This window comes from Nitrospirota bacterium (assembly GCA_016214855.1).
Taxonomy (GTDB): Bacteria; Nitrospirota; Thermodesulfovibrionia; order Thermodesulfovibrionales; family UBA6898; genus UBA6898.
In genome coordinates this window covers 1-21,595 of record JACRMT010000018.1, presented here as the reverse complement: position 1 = coordinate 21,595, position 21,595 = coordinate 1, and the positions used below count along the sequence as shown (strand labels likewise).

The window sequence follows — 21,595 nt, the reverse complement described above, 5'->3', positions numbered from 1 at the left end:
CATGGTGAAATTCTCAGGCCTGAGATCCGGTTTCGTCATCTTCCCTTGCCTCTGAACTTTTTCAGTTCCGTATGCTCAATCATTTGCCCAAGCGGCAGGCCATGTTTACATCGATTAGGAGAAGGAATAAGCAGAAACTGAAAACTTACCGAATGGCCGGGGCAGGAACCTCGCTCTCTAAGATTTCTTCTCGTGCAGCTCACACTTTCCACTCCGGTTTAAGCTTAAAACCCTCCTGCCTGACCATCCAGGAACTTGCGCTTATGCCTGTTTGCTCGTAAAATGCCATAAAGGGCGTATAACAGAATAGAGGATGGGATAAATTGGGAGAACTTCAACACTATGCTTGAATGGACAGCTTACATCAAAATATTCACCACGCTCCTGGCGATCGTGAACCCCCTTGGAGCGATCCCGATCTTTATCAGCCTGACCGGCAGCATGGCTTCAGGAGAGCGCAGACGCATCATAAACACCGCAAGCATAACTGTTGTCGTGGTCCTGATCGTGGCTGCGCTGCTCGGCAAACCGCTGCTTGATTTCTTCGGTATAAGCATCGCCTCGTTCAAGGTAGGTGGCGGCATTCTGCTTCTGCTCATGGCAATATCGATGATGCAGGCAAAATACGCGCAGACAAAGCAGACCCCTGAAGAAGAGGCTGAAGCTGAAGAGAAAGAAAGCATTGCCGTGGTGCCGATCGCCATGCCGCTTTTGGCAGGCCCAGGCGCCATATCGACCATTATTATCTACGCTGACGCCTCGCCCCATGTCCTTCATATCACGCTGCTCATTATCAGCAGTATTCTGATTGCGTTACTGACGTGGGTCGCGCTGAATATCGCAAGCCCTCTCAGGGGCGTGATGAGCAAGACAGCGATCAATATCGCAACCCGCCTCATGGGCCTGCTTCTGGCAGCTATTAGCGTTGAGTTTATTTCCGGCGGCCTGACCGTGCTTCTGCCGGGACTGAGATAGCAGGCTGTTTTTGGGGAAATGCCCCCCTTTGATCAAAAAGCGTTAAACGCTATTTCCTTTTTTTATTCCCCTGGCCCCTGCGTGCAGTGTGCGTGATGATGAAATCCTCCGGTCCGAGGTCCGGATCCTTCTCAAGTTCTTCGACAAAGATCGTGATCGCTTTTTTCATGTAGTCCGCAAAGTGTACGCGTCCCGGTAATGCATGGATCCTCTGTCGTGTCTCTTCGTCGATTGAAGCAGTATATTTTGCCATAGATGTCCCTCCGTTTCTCTGCCGCTATTATACCGGAATCGTTCACTGCACATGGGACTTGCGCTTATGGCATATTACTCGTAAAATGCCATAAAGGCACGGTTGACCGTTTAGCAGAAATATTGGGAAAACCGTATGAGGATTAAAACAGGCATAACTTATGACTAAAGATAAAAAAAACAGCATAGGCGGCATACCTGACATGTATTGGAGGTATATCGCAGCGCTTGCGATAACCACCGTGGTCATCTTCACCTGGAGCACCTTTTTCAATGTCAGCCCTCCTCCGCGCTATACCATAAACTACACGCAGTTCATGGAGCAGCTGGACGCCGGGACCATCAAATCCGTTTCGATAAAGAAACTGGATGTGAACGGAGAACTGGTCAGGGAAATCAGTCTGCAGTTCCCGGGCGAACAGAAACCGGTTCAGGTCAAATATTTTCAGACCGTGCTGCCGTCTTTTCAGGGCGAACAGCTTCTATCCTTACTGAAGGAAAAGAACGTGGTCATAACCATAGAGTCCGGAGAGCAGGGATTCTTCCTGCAGACCCTGATCGGGCTTCTGCCGTGGGTGCTTATCATCGGCATCTGGATCCTGATCATGCGGAAGAGCCAGCAGATCCAGGGCGGTCCCGGAGGGCTCTTTACGTTCGGCGCAAGCAAGGCCAAACTATTTGATGCAAAAAAACCGGGTGTGACCTTCAAAGACGTTGCCGGCATGGACAATGTAAAGATGGAATTGAGGGAAACCATAGAGTTCCTGAAAGACCCGTCCCGGTTCGAAAAGATAGGCGCCAAAGTGCCTAAGGGTGTGCTTCTGATCGGGCCTCCGGGAACAGGCAAGACCCTCCTTGCACGTGCAACAGCAGGTGAGGCAGAGGTCCCTTTTTACAGCATCAGCGCTTCCGAGTTCATTGAGATGTTCGTGGGGGTCGGCGCCTCACGCGTCAGGGACATGTTCAAGAAGGCGAAGGAGGCCCATCCGAGCATTATTTTCATAGACGAGATCGACTCTGTGGGACGAACGCGCGGCACCGGTCTTGGCGGCGGACATGATGAACGGGAACAGACCCTGAACCAGCTTCTGAGCGAGATGGACGGGTTCGATCCTCACACCGAAGTGATCGTCATGGCTGCAACGAACAGGCCTGACGTGCTGGACCCTGCGCTGCTGCGTCCCGGAAGGTTCGACCGGCATATCGTGATAGACCGGCCGGGATGGAAAGAGCGGAAAGCGATACTCGAAATTCATGCGCGGGGCAAGCTGCTTTCGGATAACGTAGATTTCGAGATCCTTGCGCGGGGAACACCCGGCATGACCGGCGCTGACCTTGAGAATCTTGCGAATGAAGCTGCGCTCGTTGCCCTGAGAAAGGGCAAGGAAAAGATAGACATGCATGATTTTGAAGAGGCAGAGGACATCATCCTTATGGGCGCAGTCAGAGAAGAGACCATAAGCGATAAGGAAAAGCGGATCACTGCATATCATGAGGCAGGACATACTCTGGCTTCATGGGAACTACCTGGCGCTGATCCGATCTACAAGGTCAGCATTATCCCGCGCGGCATGGCCATGGGCGTCACACAGCTCCTGCCCGAGGAAGACAGACATTATTATCCGCGCACCTATCTCATGGACAAATTGGGCATAGCCCTTGCCGGAAGGGTGGCAGAAAAGCTCGTCTTCAACGACATCAGCAGCGGCGCACAGAACGACCTGAAGGAAGCAACATCCCTGGCTGAGAAGATGGTGGCCCAGTGGGGAATGAGCGACAGGGTCGGCCCGATCAATCTCGGCCGGGGAGAAGAACATCCGTTCCTCGGCAGGGAGCTCTCTTCACCAAAGCGGTACAGTGAAGAGATGGCCTGGATCATGGACCAGGAGATCCAGAAGCTGATCATGGATGCAGAATCAAAAGCGACTGAGATGTTGTCCGGAAAACGGCAGATTCTTGACGCGCTTGCAGAGGCCTTGATCAAAGATGAGATCCTTGAAAGAGCGGATGTGGAACGGATCATACAGGGAAGTAATTCATAATAAACCATTTCGACGAAAGGAGTAACTATTATGAACGAAGACAGCAAGTGCCCGGTTACGGGCAAATCAGGTAGAACAACTGCCGACAGAGGCAGATCGAACCGCGATTGGTGGCCCAGTCAATTGAAGCTCGATATCCTGCATCAGCATTCCTCCAAGTCAAACCCGATGAGCCCAGATTTCAACTACGCCAGGGAATTCAGGAAGCTTGATCTGGCCGCCTTGAAGAAGGACCTGTCCGTGCTGATGACCCACTCGCAGGATTGGTGGCCAGCCGACTGGGGCCACTACGGCGGCCTGTTCATCCGCATGGCTTGGCATAGCGCCGGCACGTACCGCACCGGTGACGGACGGGGTGGCGGCGGCACCGGCAACCAGCGTTTTGCGCCAATCAACAGCTGGCCAGACAATGGCAACCTGGACAAGGCGCGACGCCTGCTCTGGCCGATCAAAAGGAAATACGGCAACAAGATCTCCTGGGCCGACCTGATGATTCTAACCGGCAACGTGGCGCTGGAGTCCATGGGCTTCAAGACCTTCGGTTTCGGCGGTGGTCGCGTGGACATCTGGCAGCCCGAGGAAGACATCTACTGGGGTTCCGAGGACAAGTGGCTTGGGGACAAGCGCTACAGCGGCGATCGCAAGCTGGAGGACCCGCTGGCTGCCGTGCAGATGGGCCTGATCTATGTGAATCCCGAAGGCCCCAACGGCAACCCGGACCCCGTGGCCTCGGGCCGCGATGTGCGCGAGACCTTCGCCCGCATGGGCATGAACGACGAAGAGACCGTGGCCCTCACTGCCGGAGGCCACACCTTCGGCAAGGCCCACGGCGCAGGCGACCCGAAGCTGGTCGGCCCCGAGCCCGAGGCCGCCCCTCTGGAAGAGATGGGCTTTGGCTGGAAGAACAGCTTCGGCACCGGCAAAGGTGTGCACACCACCACCAGCGGCATCGAAGGCGCATGGAAACCCAATCCCACGAAATGGGACAGCGGGTACTTCGACATGCTCTTCGGCTATGAGTGGGAGCTGTCCAAGAGTCCGGCCGGCGCTCATCAATGGCATGCCAAGGACGTGAAACCGGAGCACATGATCCCCGACGCCCACGACCCGTCCAGGAAGCACCGGCCCATGATGACCACGGCCGACCTGTCGCTGCGCTTCGACCCCATCTACGAGCCCATTGCGCGCCGTTTCCATAAGGACCCGAAGGCCTTTGCCGACGCCTTTGCCCGCGCCTGGTTCAAGCTGACCCACCGCGACATGGGTCCTAAAGTGCGCTACCTCGGCCCTGAAGTCCCGGCCGAAGACCTGCTCTGGCAGGACCCGCTCCCGGCCGTCGATCACCCCCTGATCGACGCCAGGGACATCGCCGACCTCAAAGCCAGAGTTCTGGCATCCGGCCTGTCGATTGCGGAGCTGGTCTCTACTGCCTGGGCCTCGGCCTCCACCTTCCGCGGCTCGGACAAGCGCGGCGGAGCCAATGGCAGCCGCATCCGTCTGGCACCGCAGAAGGACTGGGAAGTGAACCAGCCCGAACAGCTGGCTCGGGTGCTGGGTGTGTTCGAAACCATTCAGCAGGTCTTCAACAGCACTCAGACAGGCGGTAAGAAGGTCTCGATGGCGGACCTGATTGTGCTGGCCGGCTGCGCAGCGATCGAAGCAGCGGCCAAGGCTGCCGGCTATGGCGTGGAGGTGCCCTTCTTCCCGGGCCGCACAGACGCCTCGCAAGACCAGACCGATCTGAAAGCGTTCGCTGTGCTGAAGCCCGAGGCCGACGGTTTCCGCAATTACCAAAAGACGACTTTCGCCGTGTCGGCCGAGGAGATGCTGGTGGACAAGGCACACCTCCTGACCCTGGGCGCGCCCGAGATGACGGTGCTTGTTGGCGGCCTGCGCATGCTGGGCACCAATGCAGACCGGTCGCAGCATGGCGTCTTCACGAAACGACCCGGGACCCTGACCAACGACTTCTTCGTGAACCTGATCGATATGGACACCGTGTGGAAGCCCATGTCCGATGCCAGGGACACGTTCGAAGGCCGCGACCGCACGACAGGCGCGCTCAAGTGGACTGCCACCCGGGTTGATCTTGTATTCGGCTCAAACTCGCAGCTGCGCGCACTGGCTGAGGTCTATGCGCAGGACGATGCAAAGGAAAAGTTCGTGCATGACTTTGTCGCAGCCTGGAACAAGGTCATGAACCTGGACCGCTTCGACCTGATCTGATCAAGGTTTATTATTCGTGCTGCACGTTGTCTGCAAAGACAATAATATTCGAATCAACAAAGGAGGAAGGCAGATGAAACAGTCACTATTCATTGCAGTTCTTGTCATGGGGCTTCTAACAGCTCTCCCGGTGTTTGCCGCTGACGTATCAGTAACGATGAACCTGGTGAATGAACAGGGCATCGGTAAAAGTATCGGCACTGTCACGATTTCCGAAGGACCGAAGGGCCTGGTCCTCACCCCGAAGCTCATTGATCTAACGCCCGGGCTCCATGGGTTCCATGTTCACCAGAACCCTGACTGCGGAGCTGGCACAAAGGACGGCAAGCAGGTCCCAGGCCTTGCAGCAGGCGGACACTATGATCCAGCCTCAACCGGCAAGCATGAGGGCCACGAGGGCAAGGGACACCTCGGCGATCTCCCGGCACTCACTGTCGGGGCCGATGGGACGGCGTCAACTGCCGTTACTGCTCCTCGGCTCAAGATGGCTGACGTCAAAGGCCGCTCGCTCATGATCCATGCAGGCGGGGACAATTACTCTGACCAGCCGGCTGCTTTGGGTGGCGGCGGAGCGCGTGTTGCATGTGGCGTAGTTAAGTAAGAACGATTAATGCAGAGAGCTCCCTCCCTGATCCAGGGAGAGAGCTCTCTGCATATAGGCATTCAGAAACTCTGCGTTCCCTCCCCGCCATTCAATAAGTTGACGACCCAGGAACCGTAAACGTAAAATACCGAATGATAGCAATTGTTGATTACGGTATGGGCAATCTGAGAAGTGTTGAAAAGGGCTTTCAGAAGGTCGGCGTAAACGCAAAGGTAACTTCGAGCCCGCAGGTGATCGATGATGCGCGGGCAGTGGTATTGCCCGGTGTTGGCGCCTTCAGAGACTGCATAAAGAACCTTACTGACCTGACGCTTACCGAGACCGTGATCCGGTCCATCCAGAAGGGTAAACCTTTCCTTGGCATATGTCTCGGGCTTCAGGTGCTCTTCAGTGAATCAGAAGAGTTCGGGACCTGCAAGGGGCTCGACCTATTCAGGGGAAAGGTTCTGCGGTTCGGCACAGGCATGAAGGTCCCGCATATGGGATGGAACACGGTCTCTCTGACAAAAAGACCGCCCCTGTTCGACGGCATTGATGACAATTCCTATTTCTATTTCGTGCATTCCTTCTACGTTGTTCCTGAGGATAAGGAGATCATCAGCGGGACCACGGACTATAACGGCAGCTTCACCTCCATGATCTGGAAGGACAATGTCTTTGCGACCCAGTTCCACCCGGAAAAGAGCCAGGAGCTTGGCCTCCGGATATTGAAGGGTTTTGGCACGTTTGCCGCAAAGGCATAGACCAGAATTCCGGGGCGGTCTATCGGGGCAGCAGATTATGTCTCTGCATCTTTGTTCTGAGCTGCTTTCTCGTAATGCCTAACACCTCAGCTGCCTTGCTCTGGTTCCAGTCTGATCCGTTGAGGGCCTTGACGATCAGCTTCTTCTCGGTATCGAGCAGGTTCATCTGATCAAGTGATTCTCTCTGTCCCTCTGCAAGATGAACGATCGTCTCAGGAAGGTATTTCAGGCTTATCGTAATGTTCGGGCATAAGACATATGCCCGTTCCACGACATTTTCCAATTCTCTCACATTACCGGGCCAGGAATGGCTGAGGAATGCGCTGATCACATTATCGTCAAAACCGGTGATCAGCTTTCCCTCTATCTGATTCAGCCGTTCAAGAAAGTGATTGGCGAGCAGAGGGATGTCGTCCTTTCTCTCTCTTAGTGCCGGCATGATCACGGTTACGACGTTCAGCCGGTAGAAAAGATCTTCACGAAACCTCTTATCCCTGACCTCCTGTTCAAGGTTCTTGTTAGTTGCAGCGACGATGCGCACGTTCAGCTTTATTTTCTGCGAACCGCCGACTCGCTGAATTTCCCGTTCCTGAAGAAACCGGAGCAGTTTCTTTTGCAGATTAATGTCCAGTTCGCCTATTTCATCCAGAAAAACCGTTCCCTCATGGGCATGCTCCAGCAGTCCGGTCTTCCTCTCATGTGCGCCGGTGAACGCGCCCTTTTCATGGCCGAACAGTTCACTTTCCATGATCTCCGGAGGGATGGAAGCGCAATCGATAGTCACAATCGGCTTCTCAGCCCTGTTGGAGCTATAGTGAATTGCCCGTGCAACGAGTTCCTTGCCTGTGCCGCTTTCTCCAATAATCAGAATATTCGACTGGGTCTTTGAAACCATACGAACGGTATCAAAGATCTCCTGCATGGGAGCGCTTTTTCCGATAATGCTGCTGAATACATATTTCTGCTTCAGTTCTGTTTTAAGGGTAATGTTCTCTTTTTTCAGCTCGTATTTTTCGATCGCTTCCCTGATCACTGTCATCAGCTCATCAGGATTGACCGGCTTGGTGAGGTAGTTAAAAGCTCCTTTTTTCATCGCATTTATCGCATTCTCTATGGTGCCGAATGCTGTTATCATAATGACCGGCATATTGGAATCCCGCGATTTTATGTATTCGAGCAGGTCGATACCTGACTTGCCGGGGAGCTTCAGATCTGTAATTACGAGTTCATACTTCTGCTTATTGAATTTCTCGATAGCCTCTTCAGCAGTCCTGGCCGTATCGACCTCATACAAGCTCTTAAGGGTCATGGAAACGACCTTGAGAATATTCTTTTCGTCGTCCACAACAAGGATATTATTTTTTTGCATATTCACGCGCCTTCATGGTTATGGTGAATTTTGTGCCTTTGCCGGGCACGCTGTCAACCTCGATCTCGCCGCCGTGCTCTTTAATAATGCGGTCGACTATAGCAAGCCCAAGGCCGGCCCCCCGTGTCTTTGTGGTGAAAAAAGGCTTGAAGACCTTCTCTGTCTCTTCTGCACTCATCCCTTTGCCTGTATCTTGTACGATAAGGGAAGCAACTCCTTTTGCTGCTTCAGTGGAAACGCTTATCGTGTCACCCGCCGTAGACGCATCCATCGCATTAATCAGCAGGTTCAGGAGCGCCTGCTTTATTCCTGAAAAATCACATGGCATCAGGGGAAGGTTCTCATCTTTCAGCACAATGATCTCTATATTCCTGTCGGTGGCCTCCTGCCGTATGAGGTCGACCGTTGCATCGACAATTGCATTTATGCTGCATCGTTTCAGGTTGAGAGGCGCCGGTTTGGAAAAACCGAGAAAGTTCGAAGATATCTCATTGAGCCGCGAAGCCTCTTCCTCAATTATGCCCAAAAACTCTGTCAGCAGCTCCCCCTGAAAATTATTCTTGAGATACGAAGCTGCCAGTTTTATGGCATTCAGCGGATTCTTGGTCTCGTGTGCAACAGTCGACGCCATTTCACCAAGCGCCGACAGCCGTTCCATCCGTGCCTTTTCCGAATTCACCTTCTCCAGCTCCTGAAGATTGTATCGCAGGTCTTTCAGCATCTGATTAAAAACCTCCACAAGCTCATGTATCTCGTCGCCGCAGGACTCCTGGTACACTACGCACTTTCTGCAGTCTCCGATCTTCTGCGCAAAGGAGCCCTGCACCTCGCCATGACAAAACGTCCCGGCCACAGCCCAGCACCGAACCCCGCCGTATGAAGGACAGTCTTTCTTCGCACAGTCAAGCCGTTCCCAGCATTTTATCAGCCTGGGATTTTCGACTTCCACATCCAGATTGCCTGACTGGACATCGAGCATCCTGTCCTTGAGTCTCTTGAGAGGCTTTGTGAGATAATGAGAGACTATAAATGCACCGGCAATTCCTGCAAGAAGCATGATGCCGGTGATCATATAAATATACTTTTTCAATCTCGACATTCTTTCTTCAATGACAGCTTCCATGTCTTTTCGTGAGTATGCAACTGTTGCCATGCCGAGTCCCTCGCTCCCGATCATGATCGGATGAGAGAATTCCTTTACCGGCTCGGTGTCAGTGATCTGCTCCTTCACAAGGGCCTTCATATCTGTCGAACGTCTGAGCATATCCGGTCTGTCTTTTTCCGGTATTGTCGATCCGAGTCTGTCTCTCTGTGTATGAGCTACGATCGTCCCCTTTTCGTCCACGATCAGCGCATACCGGCAGGAGGTTGCTTCCTGAACCGTCTTCACCAGTTCTTCAAGCCTCAGCGGGTCGAACATCAGAAGCGGTTCAGCAGCATCGTGCGCAAGGTTCTTGCTCATGGCCAGGTTGCTCTCAAAGGCGCTCTGACCCAAGGCCTCTTTCTGATACGTAATGATAAGGGTAGCAACAGCTGACATCGACAGGATTATCAATACAGTGACAGCAATAGAAAATTTGAGCGCAAGGCTCATACTACGGGGTCTCATATCGGTGTATCCATGTCCTTAAGGTGTCAAAATCCTTGTCGCTGGCAGCCTTGAAACGCGTTATCTGCGCTGCTGCGAGGACATCTTCATCTTTCAGTTCAAGAAGACTCTTCTGCACAGTCGCCAGTATTTTCTTGTCTGTTTTTTGTGTAAATGCAAACGGCCAATTGGCGATATACGGAGTCCTGGCAAGCACCTGTATCCTGCCGAGGTCTATCTCTTCCTTCAGCACTTCAAGCGCAGATTCCCGCACAAAACCGGCATCCACGTTCTTCCGGTACACATTAAGGATAACCTCTTCCTGCCTCTTGCCATCCACGAGTTTCAGTTCTTTAAACACATCTATGCCGCTCTCATGGAGAAACAGTTTCTGGGCAATGAAACCTCCTGCTGACTTGAACGATACGACCATCACCCTCTTCCCTTTGAGGTCGTTAAGCGTGCGGATGCTGCTGTCCTGGTGCGTGATGATAATGCCCCTGAAGATATCGCCGCTTTCCTTATGTACGGTATTGGCAAATGCCGTAAGGAGCCCTTTATCCGCAAGATCAGTGTAGATGTAAGGGTTTGAATAGGAAAAATCGACCGTTCCTTTTCCCACGATATCTGCAAAGTCCTCAAAGTCTTTGGGGATCACGAGCTTGAACTCATAACCGGTCTTTTGTGAGAGATATCTCATGAGGGGATCGAACCGGTCAAAAAGGGTTATGGCAGAGTATAGAGGAAGTATCGCCACCCTTAAGGTATTTTTCGCGTATTCAAGATAGTTCTTTCCGGTGAGGTTCTTTATCATGACCCTCACAACATCAAAATCCCTGTCCAAAGCAGGTGAAAAACCGGATATGTCCTTGATTCCGTGAATAAGTTCCGGGGTTGCCCCGGCAGTCACAGACAGAAGTGCCTGCTGTATCTTCTTGCGCAGAGCTTCGGGCAGCCCGGAGGACGCACAGACAGTGTACTGGGGGATAGCCTCTGACGTCTTTATGATCCGAAGCCCGTCTTTGACATATTTTGCAGCTACGCGTTCGCTCAGACCTCCGACGTCATGCTTTCTGGTAAGAACAGACAGCGCTATTCTGTCTTCGTGTTCAAGATAGTCGACCGTACTGAAATCCTTCAGGCTGATACCGACTTCCTTGAACATGACCGCAGGGATAAGGTAAGACGAGGAAGACGAAATATTCCCCATGGCGAGCCTTTTACCCTTCACCTCTACAATCTTATTGATCGCTGAATCTTTTCTCGTTACTATGACACTCCTGTATACAGATGAGCCGGCCAATACTGCCTTGGCAAGAGGAGCTACCCGGTATTTCTGTTTTGCTTCACAGTAGGCAGACGGATCAAGATATGCCAGATCTGCCTGACCCGTACCAATGCTCTCTATCGCCTCCTGATAGTTCCGGGCAACCTTTAATATGATCTTTCTTGCCACGGTCTTTTCAAGGTAGTCCTTGAGCGGAAGGAACTTTTCGTACATCACAGCCGCATTTTCGACAGGGAGGACTATGAAGACCAGAGGAGCAAGGTTTTCGTCGGGACTTTGCTTGCTGCCTTGCGCAGACATGACTGTAGTCGGAAGCACAGAAGAAAACAAGATCACAAAAATAGACAGTAAGAAAATGCGCCTCATTGTTAATGCTAACATAAAATATTCGAAAAACACTTTGCCCTGATACATCATTTGAGCCTTGGAGAAGCGGTCGAAATAATTAGTCCGTTCCTGAACGTTCTATCTTTCTGATTTTTGTTGAAGAGGAAAGCAGTCCAGGTCATTTGCAAAGATGGATGGTCCTTTATAATGCCGTTGAACAGACTCAAGAGTCTCATCCTCCCTGCCGAGAGTACGAATCATGCGGTGCGAGAGAACCAGTTTTTTGACCTGCCCTTCAGAGGCAATCCTTCCTATGACCGAGGGCGGCATGTGCAGTCTGCGCTCAACGCCTTCCGCGCTTTCAGATACTGCATTGTGAGCCACGAACAGATCTGCGTCCTTTGCCAGCACCGCCATATTTTTATTGTTGCCGTTGGTATCTCCGGTAAAGACCATTACCGTCCCGTCAAATTCAATACGATAAGCGACTGATGGGACCGGCCCATGCTCTACCGAAAGCCCGAAGACCTTTAGACCTCCCGATGAAAATACCTCTGTCGCATCACCAGCGCCTATTTCCAGATCCTTGGGCTGAAGGGCATAGCTGTCAGCGCCTCCTGTAAGATATTCGCTGAGGTATCGGTATATGCCGCGTTTTTTTTCAAAGAGCCCGCGGATAAACTCTGTCATGGACGGAAACAATGCATTGCCGGTCGGCCCAAGCACCGGGAGGGGTCTTGTCCTGTCCTCAAAGAATGAAGATTTGACCAGTGCGGGGAAGTCCGCCGAGTGATCTGCATGGAGATGAGTAAACAGGACAAGGTGGAGGTCCTTCATCTGCGCCTCGGACTCGCCGAACCTGAGGGCGCTGCCCCCACCGCTGTCAATCAGGACGCGGGCCTTGCCGTCCCGCCAGATGATGTAGCTGCTCGATGCCCTTTTATCCTGTGTCTCCGGCCCGCCCGATCCGAGCACCTGAAGCTCTATGGCCTTGCCTGTGCATTTTTCCGCATTGCTGTCGGCTGTCAGGAATAGAATGAGGCAGGTCATAAGCATTATTCGTAACATAATAACCTCTTTTCTTTATCCTTAAAAAAACAATACGGGTCTTTTTGATTAAAAACATCCAGCCCCTTGCTGTACGCGCTCGCAAGGCATCCTCCGCAGACAGGGCGTATGGAGCAGGAACGACATTCAGAGCAGCCTGAACGGTAGCGGCCTGCCGCATCAGAATCATAAATCTCTGCAAGGCTTTGATGAAAGATATTGCCGATAGGAGATGGGAACTTCCTGCAAGCATGAACCTCTCCATCAGCAAGCACAGATACAAAGTTAAACGCCGCGCTGCAGCCGAATCCTGCACAGCCGCCGAATAGCGGCATCTCCTTTTTATAGAGGAGAATATTAAACAGATTGTCTTTCAAGCCCATGACGGGATTGCTTTTCATTGCCTCCATGTATGCCGCAAGGAACTCCTCAAAGCTGTCAGTATCGGGCATCGTCAGCTGCGCTCCCTCACCTACAGCGGAAAGACGATTGAAGAAAAAACTGTCGGTGAGATTGCGGAGCATTTCCGCAAGAGGAATGACTTGAGCCATGTTGTCTTTAGTGAGGGTAAGCATGACCATGGAATAAATGCCCATTTTCCGCAACAGTGCGAGAAACGTTATCGTCCGGTCAAAGTGCCCTCTGCCCCTTATGGAGTCGTTGTGCTCAGGCAGTCCTTCAAGACTCACCTGAAAGTGACTCAACTCCTGTATCTCAAGCAGCGATTCAAGTGTTTCGCGGGAAGCTGGATTGCCCAGCATGGACAGTGAAAATCCATAATCAGCGGCTGCACGATAGAGTTCCTTAACATGCGGGAATAAAAGCGGATTGCCGCCGGTGAAAGAGATACTGCCGCTCACAAAGCGGTTGTTGCAAAAGGCTCTGAAGTCTTTAAGTACGGCAAGAGCCTGCTCGATGCTCATTTGTGAGCGGTCGGACCTGTCGTAACAATGTTTGCAGTGCAGGTCACACGCCTGCGTAAGATGCCACTGCAGGGTAAAGGTCTGTGCTGTCACGAAGGACTCGTCAGTGACCGCTCCATCGCCCAGGATTTCTCTATCCCTTTTTATCTTTGAGCCGGGCGAAATCAAGAGGCTGCTGTTGACTGCCCGCATAAGCGCCTTATCAAGAGCACCTACAGGCATTATTGCTTCCTTTGCGATAGCCTCAGGACTTAGATCGTCCGAAATAATCTTCAGGACGAGAAGGTCTTCTTCAGATGCCGGTCGTATTGCCACTGTTTGCGAACCGTAATTTTTCCATACGAGGACGAATTCCATCGCATGAGGAGTGTTGCAGGATTTATTGTATTCCCTTATCAGAGATGGGGGCAGGTTTTTATGTAGAAACGGCAGCAGATTTAGCGAGGGATTAATAATGATCTTGTCAGGAAGCGACGGCTGTCCGGATTCCCATGCCTTTCTGACAGCGTCTTCCAACCGCAAGAGATCAGATGCCGCCTCACTGCCGGACTGCTTTATTGCCTCATTTATAGTCTCTAATAATTCCTGGATCATGGTCATACTTAAAAGGGGAGGACAACCCCTCCCCTTTATGGTTTCTGCTGTTGGTAGCGCAACCGCGCTACTTTTTAGTGCCGCTTCAACTGCTCTGCGCCGGCATCTCCTGTTTTGGGGCGCTATCTGCGCCGCCCTTTTTACCCGTTCAACTGCTCTCCGCTGTGGTAGCGCAACCGCTTATGGTAAGTGTTGCGCCGACAAGGAGTGCGGTAATACTGAGACCTGCCAGCATTTTTTTGAGATCCTGAGAATCCATGTGACACCTCCTTTGCTCTTATTTGAACTGATAGGCTTTCTGTCAAGGACAGAAGCATACAACAATACAGGGCTCTAAGTCGTTTTGTCGCACAACTACTTCGGCGGAAAATTATCCGGATTGATCACAAACCATACATTATTCACACCATGACCTTTGTTTCACCTGCTTCTTTGTCGTTAACCCAGTAATACAGTGGATAACCCTTAAACGTTGTTTGTTTTTTTCCGTCTTCTCTTATAATTGTTCCGAAATCCTCAGTCTTAATATCTTTGGCTACTGCAACTGATTCCCGGTAATATATGGGCCACTTTTCCAAACACCTCCAGGAAATTATTCTTTAGCATCCATTAACACAGCCCTTGCGAAATCAGGCGCTCCATTCACCAATACAGAATATTTATAAATTGCTTTCATCAATCAAGCATGTGCCATATTGCTTTACGTTCTGTCATCTATCAATCTCTTTGGGTTTTTCATCTGTCCTTAGCTTACTCCTTGTACCGCCAATTGCAGGAAAACCTCGATTAGATTATATGTGCGAGACTTAGTTCGCCTTTTTCATTTCTTTGCCACAAGTGCATTTCCCGGGATTCTGGCTGATCATGTCGCACTTGCATTGCGGACCACATGCGCATACATACTGCCCGGTTGTCTTGAATGCCCGTTCTTTTTCCCATCCTGCAGCTTTAAAATAAGCCTTGCCATCTTCAATCTTAGTTACCTTTGCCTTTACCATGTCTTTGCCGCAGGTGCATTGGCCGGCATTTCTTGACATCGAATCACATGGGCACTTATCTCCGCAATTGCATACATATAATTCGTCACCTACCTTAATATCTACCTTGCCATTCTTTACTTCTGCAAAGGCAATAGCAGCAATCAACAGCGATACGATTGCGGCAAATATGAAGAGTTTCTTTCTCATTGGAATTCCTCCTTTAATTGGTTAATGTTCAAATGCATCGAATCTTTGTCTTGTCTTCCCTTCTCTTCCCACCTTTCTTTTCAGTTCTCTATTCACTCATCAACTGACACGAATATCTTGCCGGAAAGTGTAAACATCGGAACAGTGATAAAGATGACTAAGCTTACTTTCGTTCTCGCATCTTACCTTCTTGTTTGAAAGTTAATACAAAAAGCATTTATGGATATACGTTATGCATATGCGTTTCTATGCCGGCGTATACTCCACAAGTTTGCTTGTTTTTTACTTTACCCCACAAGTATCACAAAAGTATCACAACGTCAATTAAAAAAGTTGCCCCTCTTAATTGGCAACCTGACGCTTTCGTGGATTTGTTCTATTCGTACCACTTCGGATAAATAATCGGCCCGCGGCTTTTTGCCGAGTTCTATCGTTTTGGGATCGTCCGCGTAGGCGTTGGAAGGGTCCTTTGGCAGAGGCGGAAGGGAGGAGAGGGAAATGGAGCGAAGGACCTTAATCTCTCCTCCGCTCCATTTATGCATCTCATTGACGTTTATCGTTTCTGCCATTGCCTTTCCTGCCATGAACAAAACCGGCAGAGTGACGGCAATCAGGAGAACAGAAAACTTTACTGCCCTCAAAGATAAAACTCTCAAAACTCTTTTCACGGGCCTCTATTTGAGCTGGAGGTTGAACGTTACGATGTCGGTCTTTCCTGCGGCCTTGATCGCGAAGGTCATAGTCCACCACCCCGGCATGCTGAACTTAATCCCTTCAACAAGATAGGTGCCATCACCAAAGTTCTTCGTCACTTTCGGCTGCGTCGGAAGGCCGTGGCTATGCTCAGGCATGGCGCCGTCAAGTGAGATCTCAGCGTCCTTTACTGGCTGACCGTCAGTTGTCTCTACCATCAGCTTCCAGCTTATAATCTTGTTCACCGGAATAGTATCAGGATCACTGGTATAGGAAGCCTTAAAAGACCCGTTCTTTGACTTCATGGTCTTTGCATAATCAGCATCCGACGTTGGCTTTGCCTTCATATCTGCAGCGCCTGCATGGCATTTGCATTCACCCTTGCCGGTCTTACAGTGTTCACAGCCGCATCCTTTGCCGCAGGTACAGCCCATCTCTCCGGCCTTGCAGTGACATCCGCCTTTGCCGGTTGCGCAATGTTCGCATTTGCAGTCTTTACCGCACTGGCAGCCTTTCCCTTCTTTTAGTGCGGCACAATGCTCACACTTGCAGTCTTTTCCACATTTACAGTCCTTGCCATCACCCTTGCACTGGCATTTTGGTGCCGCATCAGCAAAGGCAAACAACGGCGTCAATGACATTGACCCGAGAAATACAACCGCCAGCAGCATTATCAAGATTTTTCTAAACATGTACATCCTCCTTATAGAGTTTTATTCGAAATTTACCGGGTCAACGGTATTTTCCGTACTATAGAACCTGTTGCACTAAATCTGCTCCTTCTGTACTTATATGTATAGATTACTACCCGAAGGTCACGGGCGTATCACGAAAAAATGTCTTTTCTGTAACAAATGAGTGTAAAGCTGTTGATGAGGCAAACCTCAGAATGGTTTGTCCTTACGCGTTAGTTCTGTAGACAGGAAGTGAGAAGGTAAACGTCGTTCCGACATTGAGGGTGCTGGCTACCCTGATGGTGGTTCCATGGAGTTCAAGAATTCGCTTCGAAATCGCAAGCCCAAGTCCTGAATGTCCTGCTCTTCCCTCCCGGCTGCTGTCTATCTGATAGAACCGGTCGAAAATATGGGGAAGCGCGCTCTCCGGAATTCCGTGACCAGTGTCGCTTACGAGGGCGGTGAGAAGGTCCCGGTCGACATGTAAGACAATGCTTACGGTACCGCCCTCAGATGTATGACGCAGGGCATTTTCTATGAGGTTTTCGAATACACGCTCGATAAGAGCGATGTCTGCGGACACAACAGGAAGTTCCTTGCCGATATTCGTAAGAATTGCTACTTTTCTTTCCTTTGCCGACAATCTGAATTTTTGTACAATGTCCTGGACGAGTTCGCCGATGCTGAAGGGCTCACAATGCACCTTGGTATCCTGCGCATCGAGTTTGGCCAGTTCAAAAAGATCGCTGACCAATTTACTGAGTCGTTTGCAATGTCTGATCCCGATATCGAGATAGTTCAGGCGCTCCTCCGCAGAGAGGCTGCTGTCCTTCATAAGAAGGGTCTCTATGTAGCCCTGAAGGGTTGCGAGCGGTGTACGGAGATCATGGGAAATATTGGCCACCAGTTCACGACGCAGAGTATCGGATCTCCTCAGAGACTCCATCTGCTCCTCAATGCGTGCGGACATCTCTTTAAATGTTCTAACAAGCAGATCGATCTCATCGGCAGGATTTTCCCAAGTAGTCACGGGAAGGTCAAGCTGCCCGGGCAGCATGCCGTTCGTATAGGAATTCATTGCAGCCGCGAGACGTCTCAGTCTTCTTGTCAAACATGCGAATATGACCAAGCCTGTGAGCAGGGCGACGAGAAGGCTTGAGAGAATCGCCCAGGTGCTCAACTTGGCGATATAGCTCGTCTGTAATTTCTGGGCCATTGAATCGTAGATTTCCCCTCCGAGGATCACATAAAGATAACCTTCCAAACGCCCTTCCTCCGGGATGCGGGCAGCGGTAAAGACCTTTGTTTTATCCACGCCTCTGGGGTCGTCACCAAGGAGAGGGAAGGCTACTTTACCCTCAAGAAAAGCCTGTACAGGTTCCAAAGCTACGCTTTTGCGCTTGACCTTGCCGGGCTCAGCGGAAAAAGCGAGAATGTTCCCTGCAGGATCAAGAAGATAAATCTCGATGCTTGGGTTGATCACCATGAGCATATGAAAGATTTCCTTAAGCGCCTTCTCATTAATGCGTTCGCTCTCCATGATGATCTTCTCTGATACGATGCGTTTCGCGATTTCACGGTTCAGCTTCTGGTTCACCTCCTGCTGGTACATCTCTGTGGCATAAAAGCTCACCAGTACAAAGGTTATCCCGACGAGGACAAACAGCCCAAGCAACACTGCCGACAGCTTCGCATAAAGAGATCTAAATATCATGAGTCACGCTCCGTCCCTTTGGGCTCCGCAAATTTATAGCCTACTCCCCATACGGTAAGGATGAAATCCGGCTGGGCTGGATTTTCTTCTATCTTTGCCCGCAGACGGTTGATGTGTGAATTAACAGTATGCTCATATCCCTCGTGCCCGTAACCCCACACAAGGTCCAGCAGCTGCGAACGCGTGTATACGCGCCCTGGATGCCGGGCAAAATGCAGGAGAAGGTCGAATTCCCTTGCTGTAAGCTCCACGGTTTTTCCATGCAGTTTTACCTTGCGCCTCCCAGGATCTATAACAAGACCTTCAGCGCAAGTTATTTCAGATACGGTTCCCTTCCGTGACTCCTCAAGATTCTCAACGCGCCGTAAGATGGCCTTTATCCGTGCAAGGAGTTCAGGGATGCTGAACGGCTTGGTTACATAGTCATCTGCCCCGATCTCAAGGCCGAGAACTCTGTCCAGTTCCGAGGACTTTGAGGTAAGCATAAGGATGGGAACATAAGAGGGCCTGCTGCGCAGACGTTTACAGATCTCCAGCCCGTCCAGGCCGGGAAGCATGAGGTCGAGCACTATAAGGTCATAGTCTATCGCCTCTGCCTTTGCAAGGCCTGCTGCGCCGTTGGCGGCAATATCAATCTCGAAGGAAAGATCCCGGAGATGCATCGCCAGAAGTTCAGCGATATCTTTATTGTCTTCAATGACAAGTATGCGTTTTGACACGGTGAACGCTCCAAATGCCTGTTTGTGATTTACTTTACCTTACACTTGTCACAAGAGTATCACAAAAGACAATTTCCCGCAAAAAGACATCCAATGCGTCGTGGATTGCCCGATATGCCTTCCCGTTATAGAATTATGATTTTTTCGTGACTATCCTGTGATTTATCCGGTGTAAGCTTTTTATTAACGCTAAAAGGAAGGTGGCTTTGAAATGAGGAGAGATGTCGTGACTTTTTTTCTGATATGCATACTAGCCGGGGCGGGGCTTTATATTTTTTCTTCAACATCTGTGGTTTTATCCTCTTCGGCGCACGATGATGCAACGGTTGTTTTCCGCGTTTCCTGATATGACGTGGGTAAGGAGGCCCTGGAAGGGCTGAAAGGCGTAAAGAGAGTTGAAAAAGGCTTTCGCCACTTTAAAGAGATAAACACTGTTTATTATGATCCGGCAGTCATTACAATTGAAGAAATGGAAGCGGCCTTAAAGAAGGCCGGTACATATCTGGAGACAGTGGAATAGTTAATAACGTCCGCCTTTCACTACAGGGTTATTTATTTCAGTTATCAATGTTTTCCATGGACTTGCTATCTGTTAGGTATTTGATATACTTGTCTTAAAAGAGTTTATTTTAATCAGTAGCAGGAGGGAAAATGATGTCGGAGCGAACTTTTAGAAGAAACAAGAAGAAAACTGTTGTGAGAATTCTTATCACGATAGTGTTCTGCTTATTAATGGTAAGTTCTGCCTTCTCAATCGAACCTGTCAACAAGAGTTCTGACGGGTCGGCAATTAAAGGTTATGATTCTGTGGCCTATTTTACTCAGGGCAAACCCGTGAAAGGCAGCAAGGAATTCGAATATGAGTGGATGGGTGCAAAATGGCATTTTTCAGGCGCTGCGCACAGGGACCTTTTCATCAAGGACCCTGAGAAGTATGCCCCAAAGTATGGCGGTTATTGAGCATATGCAGTGAGCCGTGGGTCCACGGCTGATATCGACCCTGAGGCGTGGAGTATTGTTAATGGAAGGCTTTACCTCAATCTCAGCAAGAAAATAAGGGACAAGTGGAGCAAAGACATTCCGAGAAATATCATAAAGGCAGATGAGAACTGGCCCAACTTACACAAAAGATAGCTGATGAGCTAATCTGCGGCAGAGTCAAAAGTTTTAAAAAAAAGAGGACGAAATATGAAACCACGGAACGAAGAGAAGATGAAGGAGAGACAAAATGAAAAATAAGACCATACTATGGGGAATCCTGCTGACCGGACTCATTGCCGGTAGTATTGTTTTTTATGGCGGAACGGGAAATCCGGCTGGGGCGTCCGACAAATCAATGACAACGCAGATCAAGGTCTATTCCACCGAAAAAGGGGGCTATGTTATGAGCGACACTGTTACGAAAACCAAAGAACAGTGGAAAAAAATCTTGACCCCGGAGCAGTATACCATCCTTCGGAATAAAGGAACTGAACGGGCCTTCTCCGGAAAATACGACAAGCATTCCGAGCACGGCATTTACCGTTGTGCGGCCTGCGAACTCGATCTGTACAGGTCTGAGGACAAATATGATTCCGGGACCGGCTGGCCGAGCTTTACTGCGCCAATCGCTCCCGAGAACATCATCACCAGGCCGGACAACAGTATATTCTCGCGCCGCACAGAGGTTCTCTGCCGACGCTGCGACAGCCATATCGGCCATGTTTTTAACGACGGCCCCAAACCGACCGGGCTGCGCTACTGCATGAATTCTGCTGCCATGCAGTTTGTTGCGATAAAAAGATAATTCATTATCAGAAAGGAGACATAATGAAAGTGCTTACTACCGCAGTGATGGGACTGTCAGTCATACTCATCACAGCCGCCACCGTCATGGCAGCAACCAAAAATGAGAAAGCGACCTTTGCAGGCGGCTGCTTCTGGTGTATGGAGCAGCCGTTTGACAGGATTCCGGGTGTAGTTTCAGTCACCCCCGGCTACACCGGCGGACGCAAGAAGAATCCTACGTATGAAGAGGTTTCGGCCGGAGGAACCGGGCATGCCGAGGCAGTTCAGGTGGTCTATGACCCGGCAAAAGTGACCTACGAGAAGCTCCTGAACGTCTTTTGGCATAACATCGATCCGACCGCCAGGGACCGGCAGTTTTGTGATTCGGGGAATCAGTACCGAAGCGCCATCTTCTATCATAATGAGCACCAGCAGAGGCTGTCATTGCAGGCAAAGACACAATTGGAAAATAACAAGCCCTTTAAAGAACCTGTTGTAACCGAGATTGTGCAGGCCACCGAGTTCTACCCTGCGGAGGAGTATCACCAGCACTATTACAAGAAGAACCCGATCCGCTACAAGTACTATCGTACCAGCTGCGGTCGTGACCGACGACTCAAGGAGCTGTGGGGCGATGCTGCGGGACATTGATACGTCACGCAGGGTCGAGGGCGCATCATGCTCAGGTGCTTCTTGAAAAAGTCATAAAGTTTGAGGGCATTTCACTAGTGTCCGGTTAAGAACTGAATAAATTCAACTGGTTTTGGCTGTCTAACATATTTGATCTTTCTTCTATAGTCTGAAGTGCTTGTTGTAAAGACATTTTCTCGAAAAGGGTAATCGAGAGAATCTGTAACAATGTA

20 protein-coding genes and 2 pseudogenes are annotated in these 21,595 nt (G+C 50.5%); 9 read left to right on the top strand and 13 right to left on the bottom strand.

Going from position 1 to position 21,595, the window contains the following annotated elements:
- The first annotated feature begins 342 nt into the window (after positions 1–342).
- Positions 343–975 (top strand): NAAT family transporter, encoded by a 633-nt coding sequence (locus HZB62_14505; protein MBI5076359.1) that lies wholly within the window; start codon positions 343–345, stop codon positions 973–975.
- Positions 976–1,024: 49 nt separating this feature from the next.
- Here the strand turns inward: HZB62_14505 and HZB62_14500 are convergent, their stop codons facing one another.
- Entirely contained in the window at positions 1,025–1,228 is a 204-nt protein-coding gene (locus HZB62_14500) for a hypothetical protein (GenBank protein MBI5076358.1), read from the bottom strand.
- A 202-nt stretch (positions 1,229–1,430) separates the two neighbouring features.
- On the opposite strand from HZB62_14500, the gene HZB62_14495 reads away from it, so the two are divergent.
- From HZB62_14495 to hisH, 4 genes are all read left to right on the top strand, one after another.
- The gene (locus tag HZB62_14495) at positions 1,431–3,269 is read left to right on the top strand and encodes an ATP-dependent metallopeptidase FtsH/Yme1/Tma family protein (GenBank protein ID MBI5076357.1); all 1,839 of its coding nucleotides are present in this window, start codon (positions 1,431–1,433) and stop codon (positions 3,267–3,269) included.
- A 30-nt stretch (positions 3,270–3,299) separates the two neighbouring features.
- The gene (gene katG / locus HZB62_14490; protein ID MBI5076356.1) at positions 3,300–5,495 is read left to right on the top strand and encodes a catalase/peroxidase HPI; all 2,196 of its coding nucleotides are present in this window, start codon (positions 3,300–3,302) and stop codon (positions 5,493–5,495) included.
- A 73-nt stretch (positions 5,496–5,568) separates the two neighbouring features.
- Positions 5,569–6,096, top strand: coding sequence for a superoxide dismutase family protein (locus tag HZB62_14485; GenBank protein ID MBI5076355.1), 528 nt, complete (start codon positions 5,569–5,571; stop codon positions 6,094–6,096).
- 134 nt (positions 6,097–6,230) lie between these two features.
- Positions 6,231–6,842: an imidazole glycerol phosphate synthase subunit HisH gene (gene hisH / locus HZB62_14480; GenBank protein ID MBI5076354.1), complete on the top strand. Its 612-nt coding sequence runs from the start codon at positions 6,231–6,233 to the stop codon at positions 6,840–6,842.
- Positions 6,843–6,861: 19 nt separating this feature from the next.
- On the opposite strand, the gene HZB62_14475 is transcribed toward hisH, so the two are convergent.
- From HZB62_14475 to HZB62_14420, 12 genes and pseudogenes are all read right to left on the bottom strand, one after another.
- Positions 6,862–8,211 carry a sigma-54-dependent Fis family transcriptional regulator gene (locus tag HZB62_14475; GenBank protein MBI5076353.1) on the bottom strand — a complete coding sequence of 450 codons (1,350 nt, stop codon included), beginning with the start codon at positions 8,209–8,211 and terminating at the stop codon, positions 6,862–6,864.
- Complete coding sequence (locus HZB62_14470) at positions 8,198–9,805, bottom strand: HAMP domain-containing protein (protein MBI5076352.1); 1,608 nt, start codon at positions 9,803–9,805, stop codon at positions 8,198–8,200. The genes HZB62_14475 and HZB62_14470 overlap by 14 nt, the downstream gene beginning before the upstream one ends.
- 1 nt (position 9,806) lies before the next feature.
- Positions 9,807–11,387: a phosphate/phosphite/phosphonate ABC transporter substrate-binding protein gene (gene phnD / locus HZB62_14465; protein MBI5076351.1), complete on the bottom strand. Its 1,581-nt coding sequence runs from the start codon at positions 11,385–11,387 to the stop codon at positions 9,807–9,809.
- Between the two features lie 165 nt (positions 11,388–11,552).
- On the bottom strand, positions 11,553–12,482 hold the full coding sequence (locus HZB62_14460; protein ID MBI5076350.1) for an MBL fold metallo-hydrolase: 930 nt from the start codon (positions 12,480–12,482) through the stop codon (positions 11,553–11,555).
- A complete protein-coding gene (sbtM, locus tag HZB62_14455; protein ID MBI5076349.1) occupies positions 12,470–13,978 on the bottom strand; it encodes a selenobiotic family peptide radical SAM maturase in 1,509 nt (502 codons plus the stop codon). The genes HZB62_14460 and sbtM overlap by 13 nt, the downstream gene beginning before the upstream one ends.
- Positions 13,979–14,126: 148 nt before the next feature.
- On the bottom strand, positions 14,127–14,237 hold the full coding sequence (locus HZB62_14450) for a selenobiotic family radical SAM modification target peptide (protein ID MBI5076348.1): 111 nt from the start codon (positions 14,235–14,237) through the stop codon (positions 14,127–14,129).
- Positions 14,238–14,332: 95 nt separating this feature from the next.
- A pseudogene (locus tag HZB62_14445) lies at positions 14,333–14,574 on the bottom strand (hypothetical protein).
- A 210-nt stretch (positions 14,575–14,784) separates the two neighbouring features.
- Entirely contained in the window at positions 14,785–15,165 is a 381-nt protein-coding gene (locus HZB62_14440) for a hypothetical protein (GenBank protein ID MBI5076347.1), read from the bottom strand.
- 320 nt (positions 15,166–15,485) lie between these two features.
- Positions 15,486–15,833, bottom strand: coding sequence for a hypothetical protein (locus HZB62_14435; protein MBI5076346.1), 348 nt, complete (start codon positions 15,831–15,833; stop codon positions 15,486–15,488).
- Positions 15,834–15,839: 6 nt separating this feature from the next.
- Positions 15,840–16,550 (bottom strand): FixH family protein, encoded by a 711-nt coding sequence (locus HZB62_14430; protein MBI5076345.1) that lies wholly within the window; start codon positions 16,548–16,550, stop codon positions 15,840–15,842.
- A 208-nt stretch (positions 16,551–16,758) separates the two neighbouring features.
- A complete protein-coding gene (locus HZB62_14425; GenBank protein MBI5076344.1) occupies positions 16,759–18,246 on the bottom strand; it encodes a HAMP domain-containing histidine kinase in 1,488 nt (495 codons plus the stop codon).
- Positions 18,243–18,965, bottom strand: coding sequence for a response regulator transcription factor (locus HZB62_14420; GenBank protein MBI5076343.1), 723 nt, complete (start codon positions 18,963–18,965; stop codon positions 18,243–18,245). The genes HZB62_14425 and HZB62_14420 overlap by 4 nt, the downstream gene beginning before the upstream one ends.
- A 352-nt stretch (positions 18,966–19,317) precedes the next feature.
- On the opposite strand from HZB62_14420, the gene HZB62_14415 reads away from it, so the two are divergent.
- The 4 genes and pseudogenes from HZB62_14415 (at position 19,318) to msrA (ending at position 21,383) form a co-directional block, all read left to right on the top strand.
- Positions 19,318–19,485: a hypothetical protein gene (locus HZB62_14415; protein ID MBI5076342.1), complete on the top strand. Its 168-nt coding sequence runs from the start codon at positions 19,318–19,320 to the stop codon at positions 19,483–19,485.
- Between the two features lie 212 nt (positions 19,486–19,697).
- A pseudogene (locus HZB62_14410) lies at positions 19,698–20,099 on the top strand (YHS domain-containing protein).
- 250 nt (positions 20,100–20,349) lie between these two features.
- Positions 20,350–20,751, top strand: coding sequence for a peptide-methionine (R)-S-oxide reductase MsrB (gene msrB / locus HZB62_14405; protein ID MBI5076341.1), 402 nt, complete (start codon positions 20,350–20,352; stop codon positions 20,749–20,751).
- Between the two features lie 23 nt (positions 20,752–20,774).
- Complete coding sequence (gene msrA / locus HZB62_14400) at positions 20,775–21,383, top strand: peptide-methionine (S)-S-oxide reductase MsrA (GenBank protein MBI5076340.1); 609 nt, start codon at positions 20,775–20,777, stop codon at positions 21,381–21,383.
- Positions 21,384–21,595 lie beyond the last annotated feature (212 nt).